This is a genomic window from Rhodococcus sp. 114MFTsu3.1 (assembly GCF_000383555.1).
Taxonomy (GTDB): domain Bacteria; phylum Actinomycetota; class Actinomycetes; order Mycobacteriales; family Mycobacteriaceae; genus Rhodococcoides; species Rhodococcoides fascians_E.
This window is the reverse complement of record NZ_KB911551.1, coordinates 197,281-220,852: the sequence shown is the minus strand read 5'-3', so window position 1 is coordinate 220,852 and position 23,572 is coordinate 197,281. Positions and strand designations below refer to the sequence as shown.

The 23,572-nt window shown below is 64.6% G+C and carries 20 protein-coding genes; 11 read left to right on the top strand and 9 right to left on the bottom strand.

Features of this window, described 5'->3' with window-relative positions; genetic code table 11:
- Nucleotides 1-100: 100 nt before the first annotated feature.
- From H292_RS0116015 to H292_RS0116005, 3 genes are all read left to right on the top strand, one after another.
- Nucleotides 101-790: an MBL fold metallo-hydrolase gene (locus H292_RS0116015; RefSeq protein ID WP_020112044.1), complete on the top strand. Its 690-nt coding sequence runs from the start codon at nucleotides 101-103 to the stop codon at nucleotides 788-790.
- A 126-nt stretch (nucleotides 791-916) separates the two neighbouring features.
- Complete coding sequence (locus tag H292_RS0116010; protein ID WP_019665814.1) at nucleotides 917-2,254, top strand: DoxX family protein; 1,338 nt, start codon at nucleotides 917-919, stop codon at nucleotides 2,252-2,254.
- Nucleotides 2,255-2,372: 118 nt separating this feature from the next.
- Nucleotides 2,373-4,682 carry a HelD family protein gene (locus H292_RS0116005; RefSeq protein WP_020112043.1) on the top strand — a complete coding sequence of 770 codons (2,310 nt, stop codon included), beginning with the start codon at nucleotides 2,373-2,375 and terminating at the stop codon, nucleotides 4,680-4,682.
- A 66-nt stretch (nucleotides 4,683-4,748) separates the two neighbouring features.
- On the opposite strand, the gene H292_RS0116000 is transcribed toward H292_RS0116005, so the two are convergent.
- The gene (locus tag H292_RS0116000; RefSeq protein WP_020112042.1) at nucleotides 4,749-5,201 is read right to left on the bottom strand and encodes a universal stress protein; all 453 of its coding nucleotides are present in this window, start codon (nucleotides 5,199-5,201) and stop codon (nucleotides 4,749-4,751) included.
- Nucleotides 5,202-5,385: 184 nt separating this feature from the next.
- On the opposite strand from H292_RS0116000, the gene H292_RS0115995 reads away from it, so the two are divergent.
- Together H292_RS0115995 and H292_RS0115990 are read left to right on the top strand one after the other, a co-directional pair.
- Nucleotides 5,386-8,274: an alpha/beta fold hydrolase gene (locus tag H292_RS0115995; protein ID WP_020112041.1), complete on the top strand. Its 2,889-nt coding sequence runs from the start codon at nucleotides 5,386-5,388 to the stop codon at nucleotides 8,272-8,274.
- Nucleotides 8,271-9,125, top strand: a complete 855-nt coding sequence (locus tag H292_RS0115990; RefSeq protein WP_020112040.1) for an ABC transporter permease — start codon at nucleotides 8,271-8,273, stop codon at nucleotides 9,123-9,125. The genes H292_RS0115995 and H292_RS0115990 overlap by 4 nt, the downstream gene beginning before the upstream one ends.
- Before the next feature lie 12 nt (nucleotides 9,126-9,137).
- Here the strand turns inward: H292_RS0115990 and H292_RS0115985 are convergent, their stop codons facing one another.
- The gene (locus H292_RS0115985) at nucleotides 9,138-9,992 is read right to left on the bottom strand and encodes an SCO6745 family protein (RefSeq protein ID WP_020112039.1); all 855 of its coding nucleotides are present in this window, start codon (nucleotides 9,990-9,992) and stop codon (nucleotides 9,138-9,140) included.
- 24 nt (nucleotides 9,993-10,016) lie between these two features.
- On the bottom strand, nucleotides 10,017-12,179 hold the full coding sequence (gene uvrB, locus H292_RS0115980; RefSeq protein WP_019665820.1) for an excinuclease ABC subunit UvrB: 2,163 nt from the start codon (nucleotides 12,177-12,179) through the stop codon (nucleotides 10,017-10,019).
- Between the two features lie 66 nt (nucleotides 12,180-12,245).
- On the opposite strand from uvrB, the gene H292_RS0115975 reads away from it, so the two are divergent.
- The gene (locus H292_RS0115975) at nucleotides 12,246-12,788 is read left to right on the top strand and encodes a DUF402 domain-containing protein (RefSeq protein WP_020112038.1); all 543 of its coding nucleotides are present in this window, start codon (nucleotides 12,246-12,248) and stop codon (nucleotides 12,786-12,788) included.
- A gap of 186 nt (nucleotides 12,789-12,974) precedes the next feature.
- On the opposite strand, the gene coaE is transcribed toward H292_RS0115975, so the two are convergent.
- Complete coding sequence (gene coaE / locus H292_RS0115970; protein WP_019665822.1) at nucleotides 12,975-14,192, bottom strand: dephospho-CoA kinase; 1,218 nt, start codon at nucleotides 14,190-14,192, stop codon at nucleotides 12,975-12,977.
- A gap of 130 nt (nucleotides 14,193-14,322) precedes the next feature.
- Here coaE and H292_RS0115965 point away from each other — a divergent pair, with 130 nt between their 5' ends.
- Nucleotides 14,323-14,532, top strand: coding sequence for a hypothetical protein (locus H292_RS0115965; RefSeq protein WP_019665823.1), 210 nt, complete (start codon nucleotides 14,323-14,325; stop codon nucleotides 14,530-14,532).
- 232 nt (nucleotides 14,533-14,764) lie between these two features.
- Here the strand turns inward: H292_RS0115965 and rpsA are convergent, their stop codons facing one another.
- The gene (gene rpsA, locus H292_RS0115960) at nucleotides 14,765-16,240 is read right to left on the bottom strand and encodes a 30S ribosomal protein S1 (protein WP_019665824.1); all 1,476 of its coding nucleotides are present in this window, start codon (nucleotides 16,238-16,240) and stop codon (nucleotides 14,765-14,767) included.
- A gap of 269 nt (nucleotides 16,241-16,509) precedes the next feature.
- Between rpsA and H292_RS0115950 the strand changes: the two genes are divergently transcribed.
- On the top strand, nucleotides 16,510-17,346 hold the full coding sequence (locus H292_RS0115950; RefSeq protein WP_019665825.1) for a class I SAM-dependent methyltransferase: 837 nt from the start codon (nucleotides 16,510-16,512) through the stop codon (nucleotides 17,344-17,346).
- Here H292_RS0115950 and H292_RS0115945 read toward each other — a convergent pair.
- The 4 genes from H292_RS0115945 to H292_RS0115930 form a co-directional block, all read right to left on the bottom strand.
- On the bottom strand, nucleotides 17,343-18,095 hold the full coding sequence (locus tag H292_RS0115945; RefSeq protein WP_019665826.1) for an amino acid ABC transporter ATP-binding protein: 753 nt from the start codon (nucleotides 18,093-18,095) through the stop codon (nucleotides 17,343-17,345). The genes H292_RS0115950 and H292_RS0115945 overlap by 4 nt on opposite strands.
- A gap of 5 nt (nucleotides 18,096-18,100) precedes the next feature.
- A complete protein-coding gene (locus tag H292_RS0115940; RefSeq protein ID WP_020112037.1) occupies nucleotides 18,101-19,084 on the bottom strand; it encodes an amino acid ABC transporter permease in 984 nt (327 codons plus the stop codon).
- A gap of 39 nt (nucleotides 19,085-19,123) precedes the next feature.
- Nucleotides 19,124-20,005, bottom strand: coding sequence for an ABC transporter substrate-binding protein (locus H292_RS0115935; RefSeq protein ID WP_033188606.1), 882 nt, complete (start codon nucleotides 20,003-20,005; stop codon nucleotides 19,124-19,126).
- Between the two features lie 229 nt (nucleotides 20,006-20,234).
- Nucleotides 20,235-21,323 carry an isocitrate/isopropylmalate dehydrogenase family protein gene (locus tag H292_RS0115930; RefSeq protein WP_020112035.1) on the bottom strand — a complete coding sequence of 363 codons (1,089 nt, stop codon included), beginning with the start codon at nucleotides 21,321-21,323 and terminating at the stop codon, nucleotides 20,235-20,237.
- A 20-nt stretch (nucleotides 21,324-21,343) separates the two neighbouring features.
- Here H292_RS0115930 and H292_RS0115925 point away from each other — a divergent pair, with 20 nt between their 5' ends.
- The 3 genes from H292_RS0115925 to trxA all read left to right on the top strand — a co-directional run bounded on the left by H292_RS0115925 (nucleotide 21,344) and on the right by trxA (nucleotide 23,513).
- The gene (locus H292_RS0115925; RefSeq protein ID WP_020112034.1) at nucleotides 21,344-21,880 is read left to right on the top strand and encodes a 2'-5' RNA ligase family protein; all 537 of its coding nucleotides are present in this window, start codon (nucleotides 21,344-21,346) and stop codon (nucleotides 21,878-21,880) included.
- Nucleotides 21,881-22,067: 187 nt separating this feature from the next.
- A complete protein-coding gene (locus tag H292_RS0115915) occupies nucleotides 22,068-23,066 on the top strand; it encodes a helix-turn-helix domain-containing protein (protein ID WP_020112033.1) in 999 nt (332 codons plus the stop codon).
- Nucleotides 23,067-23,135: 69 nt separating this feature from the next.
- Nucleotides 23,136-23,513, top strand: a complete 378-nt coding sequence (gene trxA, locus H292_RS0115910; RefSeq protein ID WP_019665833.1) for a thioredoxin — start codon at nucleotides 23,136-23,138, stop codon at nucleotides 23,511-23,513.
- The last annotated feature ends 59 nt before the right edge of the window (nucleotides 23,514-23,572 follow it).

Below are 23,572 nucleotides of genomic sequence, written 5' to 3'. Positions count from 1 at the left end.
ACGTTTGCTCGGCGCCGCAGCACTCGGTGGCTACGCAAGGCCCAGGACTTACACAGGGTCGAACAGGCAACGTGCTCGCGCCGACGGTAGCCTCCTCGCAATGGACGAGCACCTCATGGTCATCGACGACCAGTACACCGGCGCGGTTTCCCCGGGATCGACGCCTCAGCGACGGCAGATCTCCGGCGGCACGATCACGAAGATGTCGGTCGGCCCGATGGACAACAACTCCTACCTCGTCGTTTGTTCCACCAGCGGCGAGTCGCTTCTCATCGACGCCGCCAACGAGGCCGAGCGCCTGTCACAGCTCATCGACGAGAACGCGCCGACCCTGAGCTTGATCGTCACGACTCACCAGCATGCGGATCACTGGCAGGCGCTCGAGGACATCGCAGGCGGAACGGCGTCGCCCACGGCTGCACACACCTTGGATGCGGAACCGCTGCCGGTCGCCCCGGACCGCCTGTTGGCCGACGGCGACACCATCGAGGTGGGCAGCCTCACACTGAAAGCGATTCACCTGCGTGGTCACACACCCGGGTCCATCGCGCTCGCTCTCACGGACGGCAAGTCCGGTGTCACGCATCTCTTCACCGGCGACTCGTTGTTCCCCGGCGGTGTCGGAAAGACCTCCACACCCGAGGATTTCACGCAGTTGCTCGACGACGTCTCGTCGAAACTGTTCGACGAGTACGGGGACGACACCGTCGTCTATCCAGGGCACGGCAAGGACACCACGCTCGGCGCCGAGCGTGGATCGCTGGACGAGTGGCGCTCGCGCGGCTGGTGATCTTCTCGGCGCGCTTGAGATGCCCGAACCCCGGGTATGGATACGGTGGAGCGGCGCAGGCACCTGTCCTCGGAGGGGTGTCCGCGTCGAACATCGACGTTCATCGACCCATCCAGGAGGCTGTCAATGCTGGTCCGCCGTATCGCTCGTCCGCTGATGTCGACCATCTTCATCGCCGGAGGGATCGACGCGCTGCGTAACCCCGCCGGAAAGGCGAAGGTTGCGGCACCCCTGATCGAGCAGGGGCAGGACACACTTCCTGACAGCGTCACATCGAACGTGCCGAGCGATCCCGAGACCCTCGTCCGCATCAACGGCGCGATTCAGGTCGGCGGTGGAATCCTCCTGGCGACGGGCAAGGCCCCGCGGATCGCGTCGCTCGCTCTGGCAGGCAGCCTCGTGCCCACCACTGTCGCGGGCCACGCCTTCTGGAACGAAACCGATCCCGCCGCGAAGGCCGCACAGCGCACCCAGTTCTTCAAGAACGTCAGCTTGCTCGGTGGTCTTCTGATCGCCGCCGTCGACACCGAGGGCAAGCCGTCTCTCGCATGGCGTGGACGTAGGGCTGCACGCAAGGCGCAGGAATCCGTCGTCTCGGCATTGCCGGGGACTCACGACACCGCCGACCACCTCGGTGCCGCCACCGGCCGCATCCGCGAGATCGCTTCGGTGGCTGCGAGCCGTAGCGCGGACCTCGCCGAGGCAGCACAGCCGGTCGTCTCGAAGTGGGCCGACGTCGCTGCCGAGAAGAGTTCCGATCTCGCCGAGGCAGCACAGCCCGTCGTGTCGCACTGGGCCGACGTCGCGGCGGACAAGGGATCCGACTTCGCCGACGCCGCCCAGCCGGTCATCTCACGATGGGCCCACAAGGCCGCAGACCGGGGCCACGACCTCGCCGAGGTCGCGCAGAAGCGCGGCTCGAAGCTCGCCGAGGAAGCAGCCGATCGTGGACAGGATCTGGCGAAGGTCGCGCAGAAGCGCGGTTCCAAGTGGGCCGAGACGGCCGCCGATCGCAGCGAGGAACTGACCGAACTCGCTCAGAAGCGTGGCTCGAAACTCGCGAAGAAGGCACAGAAGCGTGGTTCGCAGCTGGCCGAGGAAGCCGCGGACCGCGGCGCAGAGCTGGCCGAGCTGGCCCAGAAGCGCGGCTCCAAGTGGGCCGAGACCGCCGCCGATCGCGGTGCAGACCTCGTCGATGCCGCCCAGGACCGAAGCGGAAAATGGGCCGACGTGGCGTCGGCGCGTGCGGCGGAGTTCGCCGACGTCGCTCAGGAACGCGGAAGCAAACTGGCGGAGCTGGCTGCGGACCGCACGGAGACCCTGAGCAACCGCGCACGCAAGCGCGCGGAGAAGCAGAGCCGTGAGTTCGACAAGGCAACCGAGAAGGCTCGCGCGAAGCTGGACAAGAAGGTCGAGAAGGCACGCAAGGAGCTCGACAAGCGCGTGCAGAAGTACTCCAAGTAGGTCCAACCGACCCGAGAGCCCCATCCGCGAGCAGCAGTTCTGCGGTGGGGCTCTCGTTCGTCGTAGACTACTTGGGCGATTTTCGCGCATCTATTCGCCGAACTCCCGAGGAGAACCTTTGCCGGACGACGGCCTTTCGGTCACCAGCGATCAGCACATGACCGACCAGGATCGCGAGCAGTCCTACGTCACAATGCTCTACGACCAACTCGACGCCCTACGGAAGTACGCACAGAATCGGCTCAGCACCGTCCTGCTCGAAACCGGGGGCACACCGCAGGCGCGAAGTGAACGGGAATCGTTCACGCATCTCTACACCGACGACATCGCGAAGTACGACGCCGCCGAGAACGGCCTGTGCTTCGGACGGATCGACCTGTCCACCGACGGTGACGACTCGCCGGTCCGCTACGTCGGCCGCGTCGGGATTCTCGACGAGGCCAACGACTACGAAACCCTGCTGCTCGACTGGCGTGCGCCCATGGCCCGCCCGTTCTACCTCGCCACGCCTGCTGCGCCGGAGAACGTGCTTCGTCGGCGCCACATCCGCACGAGGAGTCGTCGGGTCACGTCTTTGGCCGACGAGTACCTCGATCTCGCCGCCGCGCAGGAAGTCGGCCTGAGTTCCGATTCCACCGGTGTCGCCGGCGAGAGCGCGTTGTTGTCGGCTCTGGACGCGGCCCGCACGGGGCAGATGAACGACATCGTCGAGACGATTCAGAGCGAACAGGACGCCATCATTCGCTCCGAGCACCGCAGTGTGCTGGTGGTGCAGGGAGGGCCCGGTACCGGTAAGACCGCCGTGGCACTTCACCGTGCCGCGTACTTGCTCTACACCTATCGTCAGCAGCTCGCCAAGAGCGGTGTGCTGATCATCGGGCCGAACGCCACATTCCTGGACTACATCGGCCAAGTACTCCCCTCGCTCGGCGAGACCGGAGTGCTGCTCTCCACCATCGGCAACCTCTACCCGGGGGTGCGGGCGACGCTCGAGGACTCCACACTCGCTGCACAGGTCAAGGGATCGACGTCGATGGTCGCGGTGCTCACCAAGGCGGTACGCGATCGCCAAGAGGTGCCGTCGGAACCGAAGCGACTGCGTTTCGACACCTACGACATCACCCTCGACCGCAAGATCGTCACCCGTGCTCGGGGCCGGGCCAGATCGTCTCGGCGGCCCCACAACCTGGCGCGGCCGCTGTTCGTGGCGTCCGTCGTGGACGGGCTCGCACAACAACTGGCGGCGAAGTTGGGTGAGAACGTGGTCGACGGTGGCAGCCTTCTCAGCCGGGACGACATCGCCGACATGCGGGACGAGATGAAGGAAGACGCCGACGTCATGGCGGCGATCGACGAGCTGTGGCCGGATCTCACTCCCCAGCAAGTACTCCGAGACCTGTTCGCTTCCCCGGACCGGATCGCGTCGGCTGCGCCGGACCTCACCCCCGCGGAGCGTGACGCATTGGTCCGACGCGGACGCGGATTCTCGTCCGCCGACGCACCGTTGCTGGACGAACTCGCCGAATTGCTCGGCATCGACGACAACGCGGAACGCGAACAAGCAAATCGTCAGTGGCGCAACCAAATCGCCGACGCGCAGGGAGCACTGGACATCCTCACGGGGTCCGCACCGCAGGATCTCGAAGACGAGCTCGACCCCGAAATTCTGATGGCATACGACCTGATCGACGCGAGTCAGCTCGCCAGCCGACAGGACTCCGGGGCACGTCTCACCACGGCCGAACGCGCCGCCGGTGACCGCACCTGGACGTACGGGCACGTCATCGTCGACGAGGCTCAGGAACTGTCCGACATGGCGTGGCGAATGGTCATGCGGCGCATACCGAATCGGTGGATGACCCTCGTCGGAGACGTAGCTCAGACCGGCGACCCCGCCGGTACCACGTCGTGGGCTCGAGTACTGGAACCGTATGTCGCACAGCGGTGGAAGAAGACGGAGCTGACGGTCAACTACCGAACGCCGTCGGAAATCATGACCGTCGCCCGTGACGTTCTCGCGGCCATCGACCCGGTTCAGTCGGTGCCACGATCGGTACGAGATTCCGGCAACGTGCCGTGGGCGCAGGAAGTCGCCGAGACCTCGTTGCCGCGCACCGTCGAACAGCGTCTTGCCGAGCACCCACGCCCAGGCATCAGCGTCGTGCTGGCACCCCACGACAGAGTCGACACGTTCGCGCATCTGAGATCGGACACCGTGACGGTGTCGACGGTCAAGGACGCGAAGGGACTGGAATTCGACTCGGTTCTCATCGTCGAGCCCTCGGACATCGTCGACGAATCCCCCATGGGCATGAGTGATCTCTACGTCGCTCTGACGCGCGCGACGCAGCGTCTGGGTGTCGTGCACAGCCGTCCGCTGCCCGTCGAACTCCGCTCGCTCGCACCGTTCGAGGCCCTCGTCCACTGACCCACGCAGTACCTGACCGCACGACTGTGGCCCGGCGGGCAGTCCGCCGGGCCACAGTGATCTCGTCTACCTGACGGTGTGAACGATGAGGACGTCGCTGGTGGACTTCCTCGCTGCGTCGGACGGGACGGAACCCAGCAACCGACCGGTCAGCGAATTGAGTCCGCGGTTTCCGACGACGAGCAGATCCCCCTTCACATCGTCGACCAGCTGAAGCAAGGACTCGACGGGGGCGCCGACGATCGCACGCTCGTCGATGTTCTTCGCGCCTGCCTTGACCGCATGCTCACGCGCTGTCCGGAGGATGTCGTGCGTCGGAGCGGAACCGGTGATCTGGTACGCATCCTCGCGCAACGCATCGGCTGCCTTGCCTGTGTCCTTGGGATCGGCCGGATAGTAAGCGCAGGCGATCACCAGCGTCGCGTCCGCGTCGCCGGCGATCGACGCAGCCTTCTCCACTGCGCGCAATGACGACTCGGACCCATCGGTTCCGACGACGACGGTGCGATAGGCACTCATTCATTCCTCCAGTTGTAGGTGTTCTGTCACACATTCGACGATGCTTCTACGGGTGCGGTCGTGGTCGATCACAAGCCGATCTGCCCGTCCCCGTACCCGTTTCGATGACCCTATCTGCATCCGCCGGATGTGAGGCGGAGTTCGCCGACAACACGACTCTCGCGCCTCACATACATTGGTTCACATGCACATCCCCCGGCCGCTTCGGTCGCCCGGAACCGCCGCGTTCGCCGTACTTCTCGTTGCGATCGTTCTGGCTGTCTCGATCTTCTTCGTATTCCGCTCCCCCGCCTCCCAGGATGCGGCGTCCACCCTCGACACGAGGATCACCGTACCGGAGGCCCTGGGCAGTGCCGAGACGATCGATCTGGATGCCCGCCTGTACGTGCCCGAGGTGACGCCCGCGCCTGCCGTGTTGCTGGCCCACGGATTCGGCGGCGACAAACTGTCGGTCGACGGCCAAGCTCGCTCGCTTGCCGCTGACGGTTTTCTCGTGCTCACCTACAGTGCACGCGGCTTCGGTGACAGCGGAGGAGCAATTTCCCTCAACGACCCGGACGGTGAAGTCGCGGACGGCCGCGCATTGATCGACTGGCTCGCCGAGCGGCCCGAAACTCTCCTCGATGGCCCCGGCGATCCACGTGTCGGTGTCGCGGGAGGCTCGTACGGTGGCGCGCTCGCCCTGAGTGTCGCCGGAACCGATCCACGCATCGACGCGGTCGCCGCAGCCATCACGTGGAACGACCTCGGCCAGGCCCTGTTCCCCAACTACGGCGTCACCAGCGACGAAGCACGCGCCTCACTGGCCGCGATCGACTCACCCGCCGGATCCGTGTACGGAGGACCCGGTGTCCTCAAACGAGGATGGGCGGGCGTGTTCTTCGGCGCCGGAAGCACGCCGCCGCCGGACACCAGCGGCGGCGCCGACGCGACCTCGACGGGCTGCGGCCGTTTCGCGCCCGAATTCTGTGCCGCGTACGCGCAGTCTGCGGTGACCGGAGAGCCGACACCCGAACTACTCGCTCTCCTCAGCGCGCACTCACCCACAGCCGTCGCGTCGAACATCACAGCCCCGACGCTTCTCGTGCAGGGTCTGCAGGACACGCTGTTCGGACTCGACCAGGCCGACACGACCGCCCGCCAGATTTCGGAGGCCGGCGGTGACGTGGAGGTCCGGTGGTTCGGCGGTGGGCACGACGGGGGCGGAACCAACGGCGGCTCCGACAACGCGATGAAGGACTTCCTCGACGCGAAGCTCCGCGGCACGGACGCCGCCGAGAGCAGCGAACAACCGTTCAACTATGCCGTACAAGGATCCGCCGTCGAACAGGAACGAGCGCGGAACCGCCGGATGACCGCCCCGGACTACCCAGGCCTCGCGGGCGACCCGAAGCCGTCGTCGGCACAATTCGTCGATGTCGATCTGTCCCCGAAATCCGCGGCCACCGCGGACGGCGCGCAGGAGGATCCTTCGGCGCAGGCCCCTCCTCCGGCCGAGCAGACCATCGTGAGGCCACCGGGCGCATCCCCGTCGGCGATCTCGTCCGTCCCCGGTCTCGGTTCGGCTCTGTCCGCCCTGACCGCTACTCCGGCGGGTGCTGCGCTGTCGGCCGACATTCCCGGTCAGTCGGCCACGTTCGAGGGCACGCCACTCGCCGAACCACTCAACATCACAGGCTCGTCGCGTGTGAATCTCCGCATCGGTGCATTCGCTCAGCCCCAGGAAGCAGTTGTCTTCGTCAAGCTCTACGACGTCGCGCCCGACGGTCGCCGCACGCTTCCCGGTGGCGGCGTCGCTGCCGTGAGACTGCCGAGTACCGCCACGGAAGGGTCGATCCCCGTCACCGTCACGCTGCCGGGCATCAGCTATGCAGTTCCACAGGGCCACCACATCGAGATCTCCGTGTCGACGACCGATCAGGCCTACGCGGTCCCGCTCGAGCCGGCCCAATTCGTCGTGTCCCTCGATGACCCGACCCTGTCGGTCCCGTCCGTCGAAGGCACGTCGACGAGCAGCAGTTCCGTGCCGACGGCTCCGCTCGTCGGTATCGGTGTGATCGCACTCGCGGTGGCCGCGCTGATCGGCGTCAACGTCGTTCGGGGACGCCGCAGGATCGTCGCCGAGGTCGACGAGTCACTCGTCGAGACACCTCTTGTCATCACCGGACTCGAGAAGACCTACTCCAACGGTTTCAAAGCCGTGAACGGCGTGGGCTTCGAGGTGAAGAAGGGCCAGGTGCTGGGTCTCCTCGGTCCGAACGGGGCAGGCAAGACGACGACACTGCGCATGCTCATGGGTCTCATTACTCCGACCGCGGGTGAAATCCGGGTGTTCGGACACAAGGTGTCACCAGGATCGCCGGTGTTGTCCCGCCTCGGATCCTTCGTCGAAGGATCCGGCTTCCTCCCACACCTCAGCGGCAAGGAGAACCTGCGGCTGTACTGGCAGGCGACCGGTAGACCGCCCGAGGACGCCCACCTGGAGGAGGCGTTGGAGATCGCCGATCTCGGCGCCGCCATCGAACGCAAGGTGAAGTCCTACAGCCAAGGCATGCGGCAACGTCTGGCCATCGCGCAGGCGATGCTGGGACTACCGGACCTGATGGTCCTCGACGAACCCACCAACGGTCTCGATCCGCCCCAGATCCGCACGATGCGTGACGTCCTGATCAACTACGCGAAGACAGGACGTACCGTGCTGGTTTCGAGCCACCTGCTGGCCGAGGTCGAACAGACATGCACCCACGTCGTGGTCATGAACCGCGGCTCGGTCATCAGCTCCGGCACCGTCCGCGAACTGACCGAAGCCAAAGGCCAGACCGAAGTGCGCGTCGACGACGCAGAGCGCGGCGCGCGCGTTCTCGAACGGCTCGACCTGCACCCAGCCGTCGTCGACGACACGACACTCCGAGTCGACCTCGGCGCGCTCGACCCTGCACGGGTCACCCGGGCGCTGTTCGACGACGGGCTGCAGCTTCGCAGCCTCTCGCAGTCGACGCGACTCGAAGACGTGTTCCTCGACCTCGTCCACAACGACGCCCTGCCCGCGGCGTCGACCAAGGAGACCCCATGAGCGCGCATTCGGATGGACGAGTGGACGGCTACTCGGCTGGAAAGACGCTCCCGTTCCGGACCGAACTGCGACGCCAGTTCGGGCGACGTCGGACACAGCTCTCGATCGGATTTCTCGCCCTGCTCCCGGTGATCCTGGCGATCGCGTTCGCGGTGGGCAGCAACTCGGCGGACTCCGATGCAGGCGGCCTCATCGAGCTCGGCACGCGCGGAGGCGTCAACTTCACCGTGTTCGCACTGTTCATGTCCGTCGGATTTCTGCTCATCGTCGTCGTCGCGCTGTTCTTCGGCGATTCGGTGGCCAGCGAGGCGTCCTGGTCGTCACTCCGATATCTGCTGGCGATCCCGGTTCCGCGCACACGCCTGCTGATGCAGAAAGCATTGGTGTCCGCAACGCTGTCCATCGCGGCGATCGTCACGCTGGTAGTGGTGTCCCTAGCCCTCGGCACGGTGCTGTACGGCGCCGAACCACTGGTGACACCGTTCGGCGACGGCTTGTCCTACACCGAGGCTCTGGGCCGCTTGGCGATTGCCGTGCTCTACATCTGCATCAACCTGTCGTGGGTCGCGGGCCTGGCGATGTTGCTCTCGGTCCTGACCGATGCACCGCTCGGAGCCGTCGGCGGCGCGGTGATGACCTCCATCCTGATGCAGATCCTCGACCAGATCACCGCCCTCGGCTCGCTGCGCAATTACCTGCCGGGTCATTACGCGAACACGTGGATCGACGCATTGTCGCCCACGATCGAATGGAACGACATGGTCGTCGGATCCTTCTCGGCCCTTGCCTACGCGGCGGTCTTCGGAGTTGCGGCCTGGCAGCGATTCTCGACGAAGGACATCACCAGCTGACCGACACCTGGCCTACTTCTTGTTGAACACACCGTTCGGGAACACGCCCTGATCGATGACCGTGTCCCGCCACGGTGTCGCGAGCTCTACGAGGCGCGCTGCGCCCTCCTCACCGAGAGCAGCCCAGGGCGCGAGGGCCAAGTCGTTGGTGATGTCCTCCACCAGCTCGCGGAGGTCGTTGCCGTGTTCGGTGAGCGCACCGTCCGCGTCTACGATCTCACGGTCCCGAAGAGAGTCCAGGCCGTCGTTCCACTGTTCGGTCGACCACCCGCGACGCTTCCGAGCGAATTCCTTCTCGAACCCCTTGCCCGTTGCAGTGTGCGTGATGAGCGCCTGAATTCCGCTCAACTCGGCTGTCTGCAGTGCCGCGATATGTCCGTCGCCCCGGTGCTCACGGAGAAGCGTCAACGCGTGCCAGAAACGAAGGTGGGGCACCTCGGGCCAGTCGAGCTCGGCGTACGCGGCGTACAGGGGACGTCCGTCGTCGCCGGGAATGTGGCTCGCCGCGATCGATGCCAACTCGGCGGCCTCGGCCATGGCATGTGACGACACCACGTCTTGCCCCAACAGACGGGTGTAGGCGTCACCGACAGCTCGGTAACGGATCTCGACGACTCGTTCCGGCGACACCGCTTTCCACGCCGCGGGTACCAACGGCTCGATCAGTTCACGATTGAAGTTGTAGAACGTTGCGGCCACCACGCCCGCACCGACAGCCCCCAGCGGAGCCGCACGACCGGCGAAGTACGGCGCACGCCCCTCCAGGCCTGCCCCCGACAAGGCGTCCTGGGTCTCCGGGACGAAATAGCTCAACGAGTGCAGAAGTTCGAGTGCGCGGGCACTCCGGCCGGCAGTGGAAGCATCCATGGGTTGAACCGTAGCGAAAGCCGGTTACTTCAACCCGGCCGCGTCCATTCCGCGCAGCTCCTTCTTCAGATCCTGGATCTCGTCGCGCAGTCGTCCGGCAAGCTCGAACTGCAACTCGCGGGCGGCGTTCATCATCTGATCGGTGAGATTCTGGACCAAGGCCGCAAGCTCTGCACGCGGCATCGACTTGACGTCCTGGCCCTCGTAGACACCCGAGCTGACGGCCCTGCCCTTCTCCCCCTGCGCACGGCGCCCACGACTCGCGTTACGCCCGGAGCCGCCGATCTCGACCGACTCCTCGGTGTCCTCGGCTTCCTCGTACACCTGATCCAGGATGTCGGCGATCTTCTTGCGCAGTGGCTGAGGATCGACACCCTTCTCGAGGTTGTACGCGATCTGCTTCTCACGTCGCCGCTCGGTCTCCTCGATGGCATACGTCATCGAGTCCGTCATCTTGTCCGCGTACATGTGGACTTCGCCCGAGACGTTACGTGCCGCACGACCGATGGTCTGGACCAAGCTGGTGCCGCTCCGCAGGAACCCTTCCTTGTCCGCGTCGAGAATCGCGACCAAGGACACCTCGGGAAGGTCGAGTCCCTCACGAAGCAAGTTGATTCCGATCAGAACGTCGTACTCGCCCAGGCGGAGCTGACGGAGAAGCTCGACGCGCCGGAGGGTGTCGATGTCCGAGTGGAGGTACCGGACGCGGATGCCGAGCTCGAGCAGATAATCCGTCAGGTCCTCGGCCATCTTCTTGGTCAACGTGGTGACGAGGATGCGCTCGTCCTTGTCCGCGCGCTCGCGGATCTCGTGAACCAAGTCGTCGATCTGCCCCTTGGTGGGCTTGACCACGACCTTGGGATCGACGAGACCGGTGGGCCTGATGACCTGCTCGACGAACTCTCCGCCCGTCTGCCCCAACTCGTATTTGCCGGGCGTCGCCGACAGATACACCGTCTGACCGATACGCTGCGTGAACTCTTCCCAGGTCAACGGTCGATTGTCCGTTGCCGAGGGAAGCCGGAACCCGAACTCCACCAAGTTGCGCTTCCTCGACATGTCGCCCTCGTACATCGCGCCGATCTGCGGCACCGTCACGTGGGACTCGTCGATGACGAGAAGAAAATCCTCCGGGAAGTAATCGATCAACGTCGCCGGAGCGGTACCCGGTCCGCGGCCGTCGATGTGACGCGAGTAGTTCTCGATGCCCGAACAGAACCCGACCTGCTTGATCATCTCCAGGTCGTACTGCGTGCGCATGCGAAGTCGCTGGGCCTCGAGCAATTTGCCCTTGTTCTCCAACTCGGCGAGGCGCTCCTCCAACTCCAATTCGATGTTCGCGACCGCCTTCTCCATCCGCTCCGGACCGGCAACGTAGTGCGTCGCCGGGAAAATACGGACGGAATCGACCTGGCGGACGGTGTCACCGGTCAACGGATGCAAGTAGTACAGCGCCTCGATCTCGTCCCCGAAGAACTCGATGCGAACCGCCAGCTCCTCGTAGGACGGGATGATCTCGACCGTATCGCCGCGCACCCGGAACGATCCGCGTGTGAACGCCATGTCGTTGCGCGTGTACTGAACATCCACGAGGAGCCTCAGCAGTGCGTCCCGGGGCACCTCGACGCCGACCTGCAATTCGATGGAGCGATCCACGTACGACTGCGGGGTACCGAGGCCGTAGATGCACGACACCGACGCGACCACGACGACGTCCCGCCTGGACAACAGGTTTGCCGTCGCGGAATGCCGCAGCCGCTCGACGTCGTCGTTGATCGACGAGTCCTTCTCGATGTAGGTGTCCGTCTGAGCGATGTACGCCTCGGGTTGGTAGTAGTCGTAGTAGGAGACGAAGTACTCGACCGCATTGTTCGGCAGCATGTCGCGAAGCTCGTTGGCCAGCTGCGCCGCCAACGTCTTGTTGGGCGCCATCACCAACGTCGGCCGCTGCAACTTCTCGATCAACCACGCCGTGGTCGCCGACTTACCCGTTCCGGTGGCACCGAGGAGGACCACGTCCTTCTCGTCGGCCTTGATCCTGCGTTCCAGCTCGGCGATAGCCGTCGGCTGGTCACCGGCAGGCTTGTGCTCACTGACAACCTCGAACGCCGGACCCGTCCGTTCGATCTCTCCGACCGGACGGTGTTCGGAATGAGCCACCACGGGATGTTCGGATGCAAACGCCATGAAACCAGGGTAGACGCGACCACCGACAGGTTCCTTTCGAGCCGCGTCCAGGTAATTTGTTCACCCATGGACGCACCCGCCGCGGCACCACACGTACACGTCCACCCACCGAAGGTCGAGTACTTCGACGTCGTCGGTCTCACCAACACCGACCCGAAGGGATTCGTGCGCCCGGTGGACGAGTACCGCGTCGAACCGTGGGGCCTCTACATGGCGCGGCCGTCCGACCACCCACAATTCGACTACCTGCAGTCCTGGCTACTGCCCAGCCTCGGGCTGCGCGCCTCGATCTTCCACTACACCCCAGGAAGCGAACGCGACCAGGACTACTACATCGACATCGGCGAGTTCACACCCGGCGTCGACGCCTGGACCTCCGTCGACCACTACCTCGACCTCAGCGTCCGCACCGGACGAGGATTCGACTACCTCGACGCCGACGAACTCCTCGAAGCCAGAGTCGAGGGCCACCTCGACACCGCAACCGCCGACCTCGCAGTCAACCGCTCCGTCCTCGCCGTCGCCGGCCTCGCCTCCCACGACTACGACCTCGACGCCTGGCTCGACTCCCTGGGCATGCCCACGACCTGGCGTCCACGCAACACTTGAGGTCACGCAGAAGTCGAGGTCTCACGTACGAGGGTTCGGTCCCCTACCGCTCGAACGGATCATCCACACGACTGGAGTGCTTCGGAGGTTCGCTCCAGCGCGGGACGCCATCGCTTGAAAGTTCCATTCATACGGTCTGCCGGCTTGCATGGTCCATTCATGCGGCAGCGGGGAACGAGCTCGCTCTCAGGCCTTCCAACCCGTGCGCTCCGCCCATTCCCAGGCGCGCACGTAGGCTCGGTCGAACCAGGGCTCCTTCACGCCGACGTAAGCCTCGATCGCGGACTGGTAATCGGACCGATCCTTGGCCGCGAAATCAGCGGCGCGCTTGATTTCCAGATACTCGGCGGTCGCGTCGACATCGGCGATCAGCCAGTCACGGAAGACGAGCGCGAACTGCTGCCCTGGCCACCCGTCGACGCGGATGTGGATGTTGGCCGTCCGGCCCGGGTCCGCCGAACCGTGGAAACGCTTGGTCCACAACGCAGGATCAGCCTCACCGCCGATTCCGTAGGCGGGCTTGGGGTTGTCCGCGGTGATGTTGGCGTTGCGGGGAAACCCTATCCGACGCAACGGTTCCGCGAGTGCATCCGCGTCGTCGAGACTCGCGACGGTGACCTGGATGTCGATGACGTCCTTGGCGTCGAGACCGGGCACCGCCGTCGAGCCGATGTGATCGATTCTCACAGCTGAACTTCCAGCCGCAACCGCGATGCGCGCCTTGATGCGCTCGGCCTGAGCTGCCCACCGAGGATCTGCCGGAACGAGTTCAGGATGTGTTCTGACGATCACGCCGTCTCTGATGTTCCTCTCGAACGGCACCAGGCGCTCGGTCCACAGATCACGCACCACGTCGTCGAGATCATCCGGAGCGCCGCTGTTGTCGATCCAGATATCCGCCGCCGCGCGGCGTTGTTCGTCCGTTGCCTGAGCAGCAATCCTGGCCCGCGCATCCGTCTCCGGCATCTTCCGCTGGCCTACAAGTCGTTCCACCCGCTCCTCGGCATCGGCGAACACGACAGCGACGAGTTGGAACAGCGCACCCATCTTGCCTTCCACCAGAAGTGGGATGTCCTGAATCACGACGGCATCGTCCGCGGCGCCCTCGATGATTTCGGCAGTACGCTTCCCGACGAGCGGATGGACGATCGAGTTCAACGTCGCGCGAGAGGCATCGTCACCGAATGCCTTGGCCGCCAACGCCGGCCGATCGAGCGAGCCATCGGCAGCCAGAATGTCGTCGCCGAACGCCTCCACCAACTCCTGCAGACCCACAGTCCCGGGCTCGACGACTTCCCGAGCGATCACGTCGGCGTCGACGAGCACCCCGCCCAACTCCGCCAGCCTCTTCGACACGGTCGACTTCCCTGCTCCGATGCCTCCGGTGAGGCCGAGTCTCAACATGTCCCCAGTCTCTCACCGAAACACGCCGAAGCACACCAGCCTCAAATGCACCAGGTTCGGCTCCGTGTCCGTTATCTTCGTCGTGCGAGATAAGTATTTGCCGACCCACTGCTAGCGAAAAGGACTTTCGATGCGAAGCAATCAGATCCAACCGGGTCGGCACCGTCTCGGCATGGAATCGGGAGTTCACGTCATTCTGATCCCCGAGGTTGCCCTGGCGTTGGCCGACCATCGGCGCAACTGGTTCACCAACCTGCTCAGCCCGGCTCGTCACAGCTTCGCGTCCATGCGCAAGCGGACAGGCGCCGTCGCTCAGTGGAGTCCCGCCGTCGCAGGCTGAGCCACCCCGTCGAAACGACGATGGACCCGTATTCCCTCGCGGAATCGGGTCCATTCTTGTTTTCCCGGATGCACCACCTCCCGCCCCTTCGGTGACCGAACGGAACATTCGGTCACTTCAAGTGACCGAACGGCACATTCGGTCTCGAAGGAGGTGGGGCGAACGACGAAGCCCCGGCCCTCGAAGGGAGGGCCGGGGCTGTGGTCACACCCCTAGGGGTGGACAGTGTCTATCAGGCGTTGCCCGACAGCTTCTCACGCAGTGCAGCGAGCTGTGCGTCGCTGGCGAGTGATCCGCCGGTCGATGCCGGAGCGGATGCTGCGGGAGCATCACCTTCGGCGTCGGCAACCTGACCCGACTCGGAGGAGTAGTTGGTGTTGGCGGCTTCGGCAGCTTCGTCCTTGGCCGTCTTCTCCATCTGAGCGGTGTGCATCTTGTGGCGACGCTCTGCCTCGGCGTAGCGGCCTTCCCACTCTTCACGCTGCTTTTCGTAGCCTTCGAGCCATTCGTTGGTCTCGGAGTCGAAGCCCTCGGGAAAGATGTAGTTGCCCTGCTCGTCGTACGAGTCGGCCATTCCGTACTTGGACGGGTCGAACTCTTCTGCGTAGTCCTCGTTGGCCTGCTTGAGGCTCAGCGAGATACGACGACGCTCGAGATCGATGTCGATGACCTTGACGAGTGCATCGTCGCCGACGCCGACGACCTGGTCCGGGACCTCCACGTGGCGCTCGGCCAGCTCGGAGATGTGCACGAGGCCCTCGATGCCCTCTTCGACGCGAACGAATGCGCCGAACGGAACGAGCTTGGTGACCTTGCCGGGCACGATCTGGCCGATCGCGTGGGTGCGAGCGAACTGGCGCCACGGATCTTCCTGCGTTGCCTTGAGCGACAGTGACACGCGCTCGCGGTCCAGGTCGACGTCGAGAACCTCGACGGTGACCTCGGTGCCGACCTCGACAACCTCGGAGGGGTGGTCGATGTGCTTCCAGGACAGTTCGGAGACGTGCACGAGTCCGTCGACGCCACCCAGGTCCACGAAGGCACCGAAGTTGACGATGGAGGACACGACGCCCTTGCGGACCTGGCCCTTCTGGAGCTGGTGCAGGAACTCGCTGCGAACCTCGGACTGGGTCTGCTCGAGCCATGCGCGGCGCGACAGGACCACGTTGTTGCGGTTCTTGTCGAGCTCGATGATCTTGGCCTCGATCTCCTTGCCGACGTACGGCTGGAGGTCGCGGACGCGACGCATCTCGACGAGCGAGGCGGGAAGGAAGCCACGGAGACCGATGTCGAGGATGAGTCCACCCTTGACGACCTCGATGACGGTGCCCTTGACGGCCTCGTCCTTCTCCTTGAGCTCTTCGATCGTGCCCCAGGCGCGCTCGTACTGCGCACGCTTCTTGGACAGGATCAGGCGGCCTTCCTTGTCCTCCTTGGTGAGGACGAGAGCTTCGACCTCATCGCCCACGGAGACGACCTCGTTGGGGTCGACGTCGTGCTTGATGGAGAGCTCACGGGAAGGGATGACGCCTTCGGTCTTGTAACCGATGTCGAGCAGAACCTCGTCGCGGTCGACCTTGACGATGGTGCCTTCGACGATGTCACCATCGTTGAAGTACTTGATCGTGGCGTCGATAGCGGCGAGAAAATCCTCTGCGGAGCCGATGTCGTTGACGGCTACCTGCGGTGAGGTTGTGGTTGAGGGCATGTGTTGAGTTGCTCCGGACGGGTTGGGTATCGGTTGATGGATGTTCGGTCGGACTGTAGAACGTAGTTCTGAACAGAACGAGAACCGTATGCGTCGAAAGACACCTACTGCTCGTGATGCAAGAACAGATCGAGAACGAAAATGTTCCCGCGCACCCTCGAACCTCGACGGATCAGGGGCAGCGTGAACACACTCGCGTCAGTAAGGGTACTCGACCAGGTCACAGGTGGGCAAACGCGACAGCACCACGCTCGAGCAATCCAGCTAACGTGTTTCCGGTGACCGACACCCCGCAGTCTCCCGCCGTCCCGGGCCGTGCGCGTATCGACTCCGAGGCAAGCGACCGAGCCAGCCGATCGTGGTGGGATTCCGACGCCGACGAGTACCACCGCACTCACGGGGAGTTTCTGGGTGTCGGGTCCGAACGTGGAGAGTTCGTCTGGTGCCCCGAAGGTCTTCACGAGGGCGACGTGCACCTGCTCGGCGACGTGTCCGGACGAGATGTCCTCGAAGTGGGCTGCGGGTCCGCGCCGTGTGCTCGGTGGCTCGGCGCCCAGGGGGCCCGCGCCGTCGGCCTGGATATTTCGGCAGGGATGCTGCGCACCGGCGTCGATGCCATGGCCGCCGCGGGCGATCACGTTCCGCTGGTGCAGGCGAGCGCCGAGGCGCTTCCGTTCCTCGATTCGAGTTTCGACATCGCATGCTCGGCTTTCGGTGCCGTGCCGTTCGTGGCGAACTCCGCCGGGGTGATGAAGGAAGTCGCGCGCGTACTTCGTCCCGGCGGAATCTGGGTGTTCGCGGTGAACCACCCGATGAGGTGGATCTTCCCCGACGATCCGGGACCGGTCGGACTGACAGCGACGATCCCCTACTTCGACCGAACTCCGTACGTCGAGTTCGATGCCGACGGCGTGCCGACGTACGTCGAGCACCATCGCACGATCGGAGACCGGGTCCGCGAGATCGTCGGCGCCGGACTCGAGGTCGTGGACATCGTCGAACCGGACTGGCCGGAGTGGCTGGACCGCGAGTGGGGTCAGTGGAGCCCACTCCGCGGTCAGCTCTTCCCCGGAACCGCGATCTTCAGCGCTCGGAAACCGAGCTAGAGCAGCTTCGACAGGAACGCCTGCGTCCGCTCGTGCTGCGGGTTGGACAGAACAGATCTCGGGTCGCCCGATTCGACGACGACGCCGCCGTCCATGAACACCAGTTGGTCCGCAACTTCACGGGCGAAGCCCATCTCGTGAGTCACCACGACCATGGTCATTCCGTCGCGCGCGAGTTCTTTCATGACTCCCAGGACTTCGCCGACCAGCTCGGGGTCGAGTGCGGACGTCGGCTCGTCGAACAACATGAGCTTGGGGTCCATCGCCAGTGCCCGCGCTATCGCTACCCGCTGTTGCTGGCCGCCGGACAGCTGGGCCGGGTAGGCGTCGGCCTTGTCCGCGAGACCCACCCGGTCGAGTAGTTCCTTCGCTCGGGCCGTCGCATCCTTTTTCTTGATGCCCTTGACCTGCGTCGGCGCCTCGACGATGTTGTCCAAAGCCGTTCGGTGCGGGAACAGGTTGAAGTGCTGGAAGACCATTCCGATGTCACGGCGCTGCTGTGCGGCCCTCTTCGGGTGCAGTTCGTAGAGCTTGCCGTTCTTCTCCTCGTACCCGACGAGCTCGTCGTCGACGTACAACCGGCCGGCATTGACCTGCTCGAGGTGATTGATGCACCGCAGGAACGTCGACTTGCCCGATCCCGACGGTCCGACCATGCACAGGACCTGGCCCTTGTCGACCTCGAGGGTGATCCCCTTGAGAACCTGCAGCGCGCCGAAGTTCTTGCACACCTGCTGCGCTTTGACCATCGGACTCACGACGGGCCGCCTTCGCTGGAGCGCTGCACGGGCAACGGCTTGCCACCCTGCGCATCGGCGAGGGCCTGCAACTGGCGACCGGTCAACTTACGAGACACACCTTTCGAGTAATAGCGTTCGAGGTAGAACTGCCCGACCATCAGGATGCTCGTCATCACCAGGTACCACGTGGACGCCACGAGCAGCAGCGGCACAGGCTCGAAGTTCACTCCCGAGATATCACGGGCGCGCCCGTACAGCTCACCCGTGAACGGCACAGCGATGACCAGCGAGGTGGTCTTCAGCATGCTGATCACTTCATTACCGGTGGGAGGAATGATCACCCTCATCGCCTGCGGCAACACCGTCCGACGCATCGTCTGGGACCAGGACATGCCGAGTGCCGTCGACGCCTCGACCTGACCTTCACCGACCGAGTTGATGCCGGCGCGCACGATCTCGGCCATGTAGGCGGCCTCGTTGAGGGCCAGCCCGATCACCGCGAACCAGAACGCCGAGTACAGCGACTGCAGATCGAACGTCGCCAACTGAACGGTGAACGGGATTCCGAGCGCCACCTCGCGGTAGATGACCGGAACCAGTCCCCAGAACGTGAGCTGGACGTAGATCGGGGTCCCGCGAAAGATCCAGAGGTAGATCCACGCGGCACTGCGCAGCACCGGGTTGGGAGACAATCGCATGACCGCGACGACGACGCCCAACACGATCGCGATGACCATCGAGTAGACCAACAGTTGCACGGTGATCCAGACACCGTTGCCGATCCGGCTGTCGAACAGGTAGCGCCCGTACGTGCCCCAACCATAGGCAGGGTTGGTTGCAGCCCCGTACACGAACAGCCCGAACAACACGATGACGATGACCGCGGTGATCCAGCGTCCCGGGTGGCGCAGCGGAATCGCCTTGATCGGCGCCGGATCCGTGCTCGAACCGTCCGAGGATCCGGAACGGCCGGCACCGGGCGAAGCCGAGGAGGTCACACTAAGTCCTTTCGACGAGTGAGTGCAGCAGACCGCGGATCAGTTGACCGCACCGTTGATCTGCGACTCCTCGATGACGCCCGCCTCGACGCCCCAGTTCTCTGCGATGGTCTGGTACTGACCGTTGTCGATCAGGTGCTGCACTGCCTGCTGCAGGGTTGCCGCCAACGGCGATCCCTTGGCGACCGGGTAACCGTACGGAGCGGAGTCGAACACGTCACCGGCCGCCTCCAGCTTGTCGCCGGTCTGCTTGATGGCGTACGCGGTGACCGGTGAATCGGCGGACATCGCGTCGACACGCCCGAGTACGAGTGCGTTGACGGCATCGTCCTGGCTGTCGTACTTCTCGATCTGGATGGCGGGCTTGCCTGCGGCGACACACGCTTCGCTCTTCGCAGGAACTTCCTCCTGATCCTGGATCGTGGTGGTCTGCACGGCGACCTTCAGCCCGCAGGCGTCCGTCGGGTCGACGCTTCCGCCCGTCTGCTGCGCCCACTGCGTACCCGCGTTGAAGTACGTGGCGAAGTCGACGGTCTGCTCACGCTCCCTGGTGTCGGTGAACGACGACATCCCGACGTCGTACGTACCGCCCTGGATCGACGGAATGATCCGATCGAAGTCGGCTTCCTCGTACTGTGCCGTCACGCCCAACACGCCTGCCACTGCATTCATCAGGTCCACGTCGAAACCGACGATCTTGCCCGAGGAATCCTTGAACTCGTTGGGCGAGTAGGGCACGTTGACACCGACGACGAGAGTCCCTGACGACACGTTCTTCTCCGGCAGGGTCGCCGCGATCTCGTCGACCTTGGTCACCTCGACAGCTGTCGTCTCGTCGGTTGCGGGTGAAGCACCTTCTTCGGTGTTCTGGGCGCAGCCCGAGAGCAACAGCGCCCCGGCGCCGCCCACTGCCAACAACATCCGAGCGGTCTTCGAGTACGAGCGATCAAACACGAGAAATCCTCCGAAATCCAAACACGATCCAACGCGACAGTCCTGCACGGCCGCACCACGTCGAGCGGTGAGCCGGACCTACGAACCCTAGGCGACGTTCGTCGCCCGTGCTGTCCGGGTAATCGAACAGTAACGCGGGCGCGTCGAACCTCAGGGCATTTTCGTACCTTCGGCGGCCTCGGCACGCGGGGCGCAGTCAGATCCGCAGCGCTCTCGCGAGAACGGTCTCGGTGAACTCACCGGTCGACGCGGTGCCGCCGAGGTCGGCTGTGGCCACTCCGGATTCGAGGGCACCGTCGACGGCGTGCCGGATCCGCCCGGCAGCGTGCGCGAGCCGCGTGTCGCCGTGTCGGGTCGCCAGGCATTCGAGAAGCATTGCGGCAGAGAGGAACAACGCCGTCGGATTGGCTCTGTTCGTTCCGGCGATATCCGGTGCGGATCCGTGCGCTGCCTGCGCCATCACCTTGTTCTCGGACGTGTTCACCGACGGTGCCATTCCCAGCGATCCGGACAGCTCACCCGCGAGGTCGGACAGAATGTCGCCGAACATGTTCTCCGCGACGATGACGTCGAAATCCTCTCCCCGTCGAACGAGGTGCGCAGTCAGAGCGTCGATGTGGTGCTCGTCGACGCTCACATCGGGGAAGCTCTCGGCCACGCCGCGACAGACGTCGCGGAACAACCCCGTGGTCAACGACAGGACGTTGGTCTTGTGCACGATGGTGACGTGCCGCGACCGCGTTCGTGCCAGCACGAATGCTTCTCGGGCGATCCGTTCGCACGCGGCTCGGGTGAACACGCCGACTGCCAGAGCGACGTCCGGCGTCGGCATGAATTCCCCGCTGCCGACGAACATGTTGCGGTCTGCGTAGAACCCTTCCGTGTTCTCGCGGACCACGACGAGGTCCATCCCGTTCGACACCGCCCGGACACCGGGATGAGCCTTGGCAGGGCGGATGTTCGCGTACAGATCGAATCGCTTGCGAATCACACCGCCCGGCGTCAACTGAGACCTGAAAGGCTCCGGATACGACGCGCTGTCGTGCGGGCCGAGTACCCAGGCATCGAGCGCATCGAGTTCCGCGAGCGTGGACTCCGGAACCGGCGTTCCGTGCGACTCGATCGCCGCGTGCCCCAGCGGCAACTCGACCCACTCCACGGCCAGGGCGTGCTCCGCCCCCACAGCGGCGTCGACGACGCGCTGGGTCGCCGGAACGATCTCGTGCCCGATGCCGTCGCCGAGCATCGAGCCGATTCTCACCTTCGTGACTCCGTCGTGTGCCATATCGGCAATCATGACTGACTATGGTTCAGTCTCTCGAATTGCTTCTCGACGAATCCCTCGATGCCGCGGTCCGGCGCGAGTGGCAGATCCTGCTCGACGCCGACCTGCCCAGCCAGGCGCGACACACCGGCGAGTCCAACAGGCCACATGTGACCCTGGCGGTCGCCGACGAAATGGAGGGGTTGGACGCGCGCATCGCGGACGAGTACCTCGCTGTGGAGTTCCCGATTCGGCTCGGGGCTTACGTGCTGTTCCGGGGCAAGCACATCACCCTCGCGCGTGCAGTCGTCCCCTCGAGGAAGCTGCTCGACCTGCACTCTCGAGCGGCAACGATTCTGGGGGACGCCGACGGCAACAGATCCCACACTCAGCCCGGTAAGTGGTCACCACACGTCACGCTTGCACGACGGATGACGCGGGTCGAGCTGGCCGAAGCGCTCGTGCGCCTGGACTCGGCACAACCGGACCTCGTCGGACACACGGTGGCACTGCGTCGATGGGACGGTGACGGCAAGCGTGAGTGGCTCGCGACGCGGCCCGGTCATCAGAACTTGTAGTCACCGAACTGAGTCACCTCGGCATGGGTGTCGGGGGCGTAACCGAGCATCGTCGCGAGGTACACCAGGCTGATCGTGGCCAGGAAAATCAGTGCGATGGTCATGGATGCAAGCCTGCTAGCAGGGGTTCCACACCAACAGTGGCAGATACGACACAGTTCCACGTTTTTCTGCCATACTTGCCGACATGTTGAAACGCGTCGTCGTTCCACTGCTGCCACTGACCGAGCAATTCGAGATGGGTGTCGCCTGCGAGGTGTTCGGCTTCGACAGGTCCGACGAGGGACTGCCCACCTACGACTTCTCTCTGATCGCAGGCGTGGCGGAACCCATCAGATCCCGGTTCGGCTACACCATAGACGTTCCGTACGACCTGTCCCAGCTGGACGACGCCGATCTCATCGTGATTCCGGCGGGAGGTACCCACCTGGCCTCCGACGGCTCCGCGCTGTGCAACTCGGAACTCGACGACACACTGGAACCCCTGCTCGGCAAGTTACGCGCCGCTGCTGCTCGGGGCGCCAAGGTCGCGAGCCTGTGCAACGGCGCTTTTCTTCTCGGCAAAGCAGGATTGCTCGACGGACGGCGATGCACGACGCACTGGCGACACTCGGACCGACTGGCCGCGGAATATCCTCTCGCCGAGGTCGACCGCAACGTGCTCTACGTCGACGACGGAAATGTCCTGACCAGCGCGGGAACGGCTGCCGGCATCGATCTGTGTCTTCATATCGTCCGCAAGGAGCAGGGAAGCGTCGTGGCGAACGGTATCGCGCGACGGATGGTCGTACCGCCGCATCGGGACGGCGGCCAGGCCCAGTTCGTGACCACGCCCCTCCCCGCCGTCGAGGTCGATACCCTTGCGCCACTGCTGGATTGGATGACGGAAAACCTGCATACCGAACTGTCGGTCCAGACATTATCCGCGAGGGTCAACATGTCCGCACGCACGTTCGCGCGCCGGTTCCAGGCCGAAACCGGGACCACGCCCGCCCGCTGGTTGAACGACCAGCGGGTACTGGCGGCGCAACAGCTACTGGAGAACTCGGACCTGTCGATGGATGTCATCGCCGAACGCGTGGGCTTCGGAAATGCCGCTGTGCTGCGGCAACACTTCGTCCGGCTGCGCTGTACGACGCCGAACTCGTACCGACGTACGTTCCGGGCGGCGCCGCAACCTGCATGACCCGGGATGATTTCGAGCCCGGGGCGCGTTGAGGGATCCAGAGAAGCAAACATCGACGAAAGGGCAGGCGTGGCAACACAGACTTTGACTCAGCAGAACTTCGACGAGATCGTCGGCGGCAACGACGTGGTGCTCGTGGACTTCTGGGCGTCGTGGTGTGGACCGTGCCGCCAGTTCGCGCCCACGTTCGAGAAGTCCTCGGAATCCCACCCGGATGTTGTGCACGCCAAGGTCGACACCGAGGCGGAGCAGGGATTGGCGGCCGCTGCCAACATCCAGTCGATCCCCACGATCATGGCGTTCCGTGAGGGCGTCCTGGTCTTCGCGCAGCCCGGCGCACTCCCCGCCGCGGCACTCGAGGATCTGGTGGGACAGGTCAAGGCACTCGACATGGACGAGGTGCGCAAGCAGATCGCCGAGCAGCCTGCCGCCGCTGACAGCGAATAATTCGGACGGCATTGCCGCGTTCAGGGCCGGTCGCAACTGCGACCGGCCCTGAACTGTGT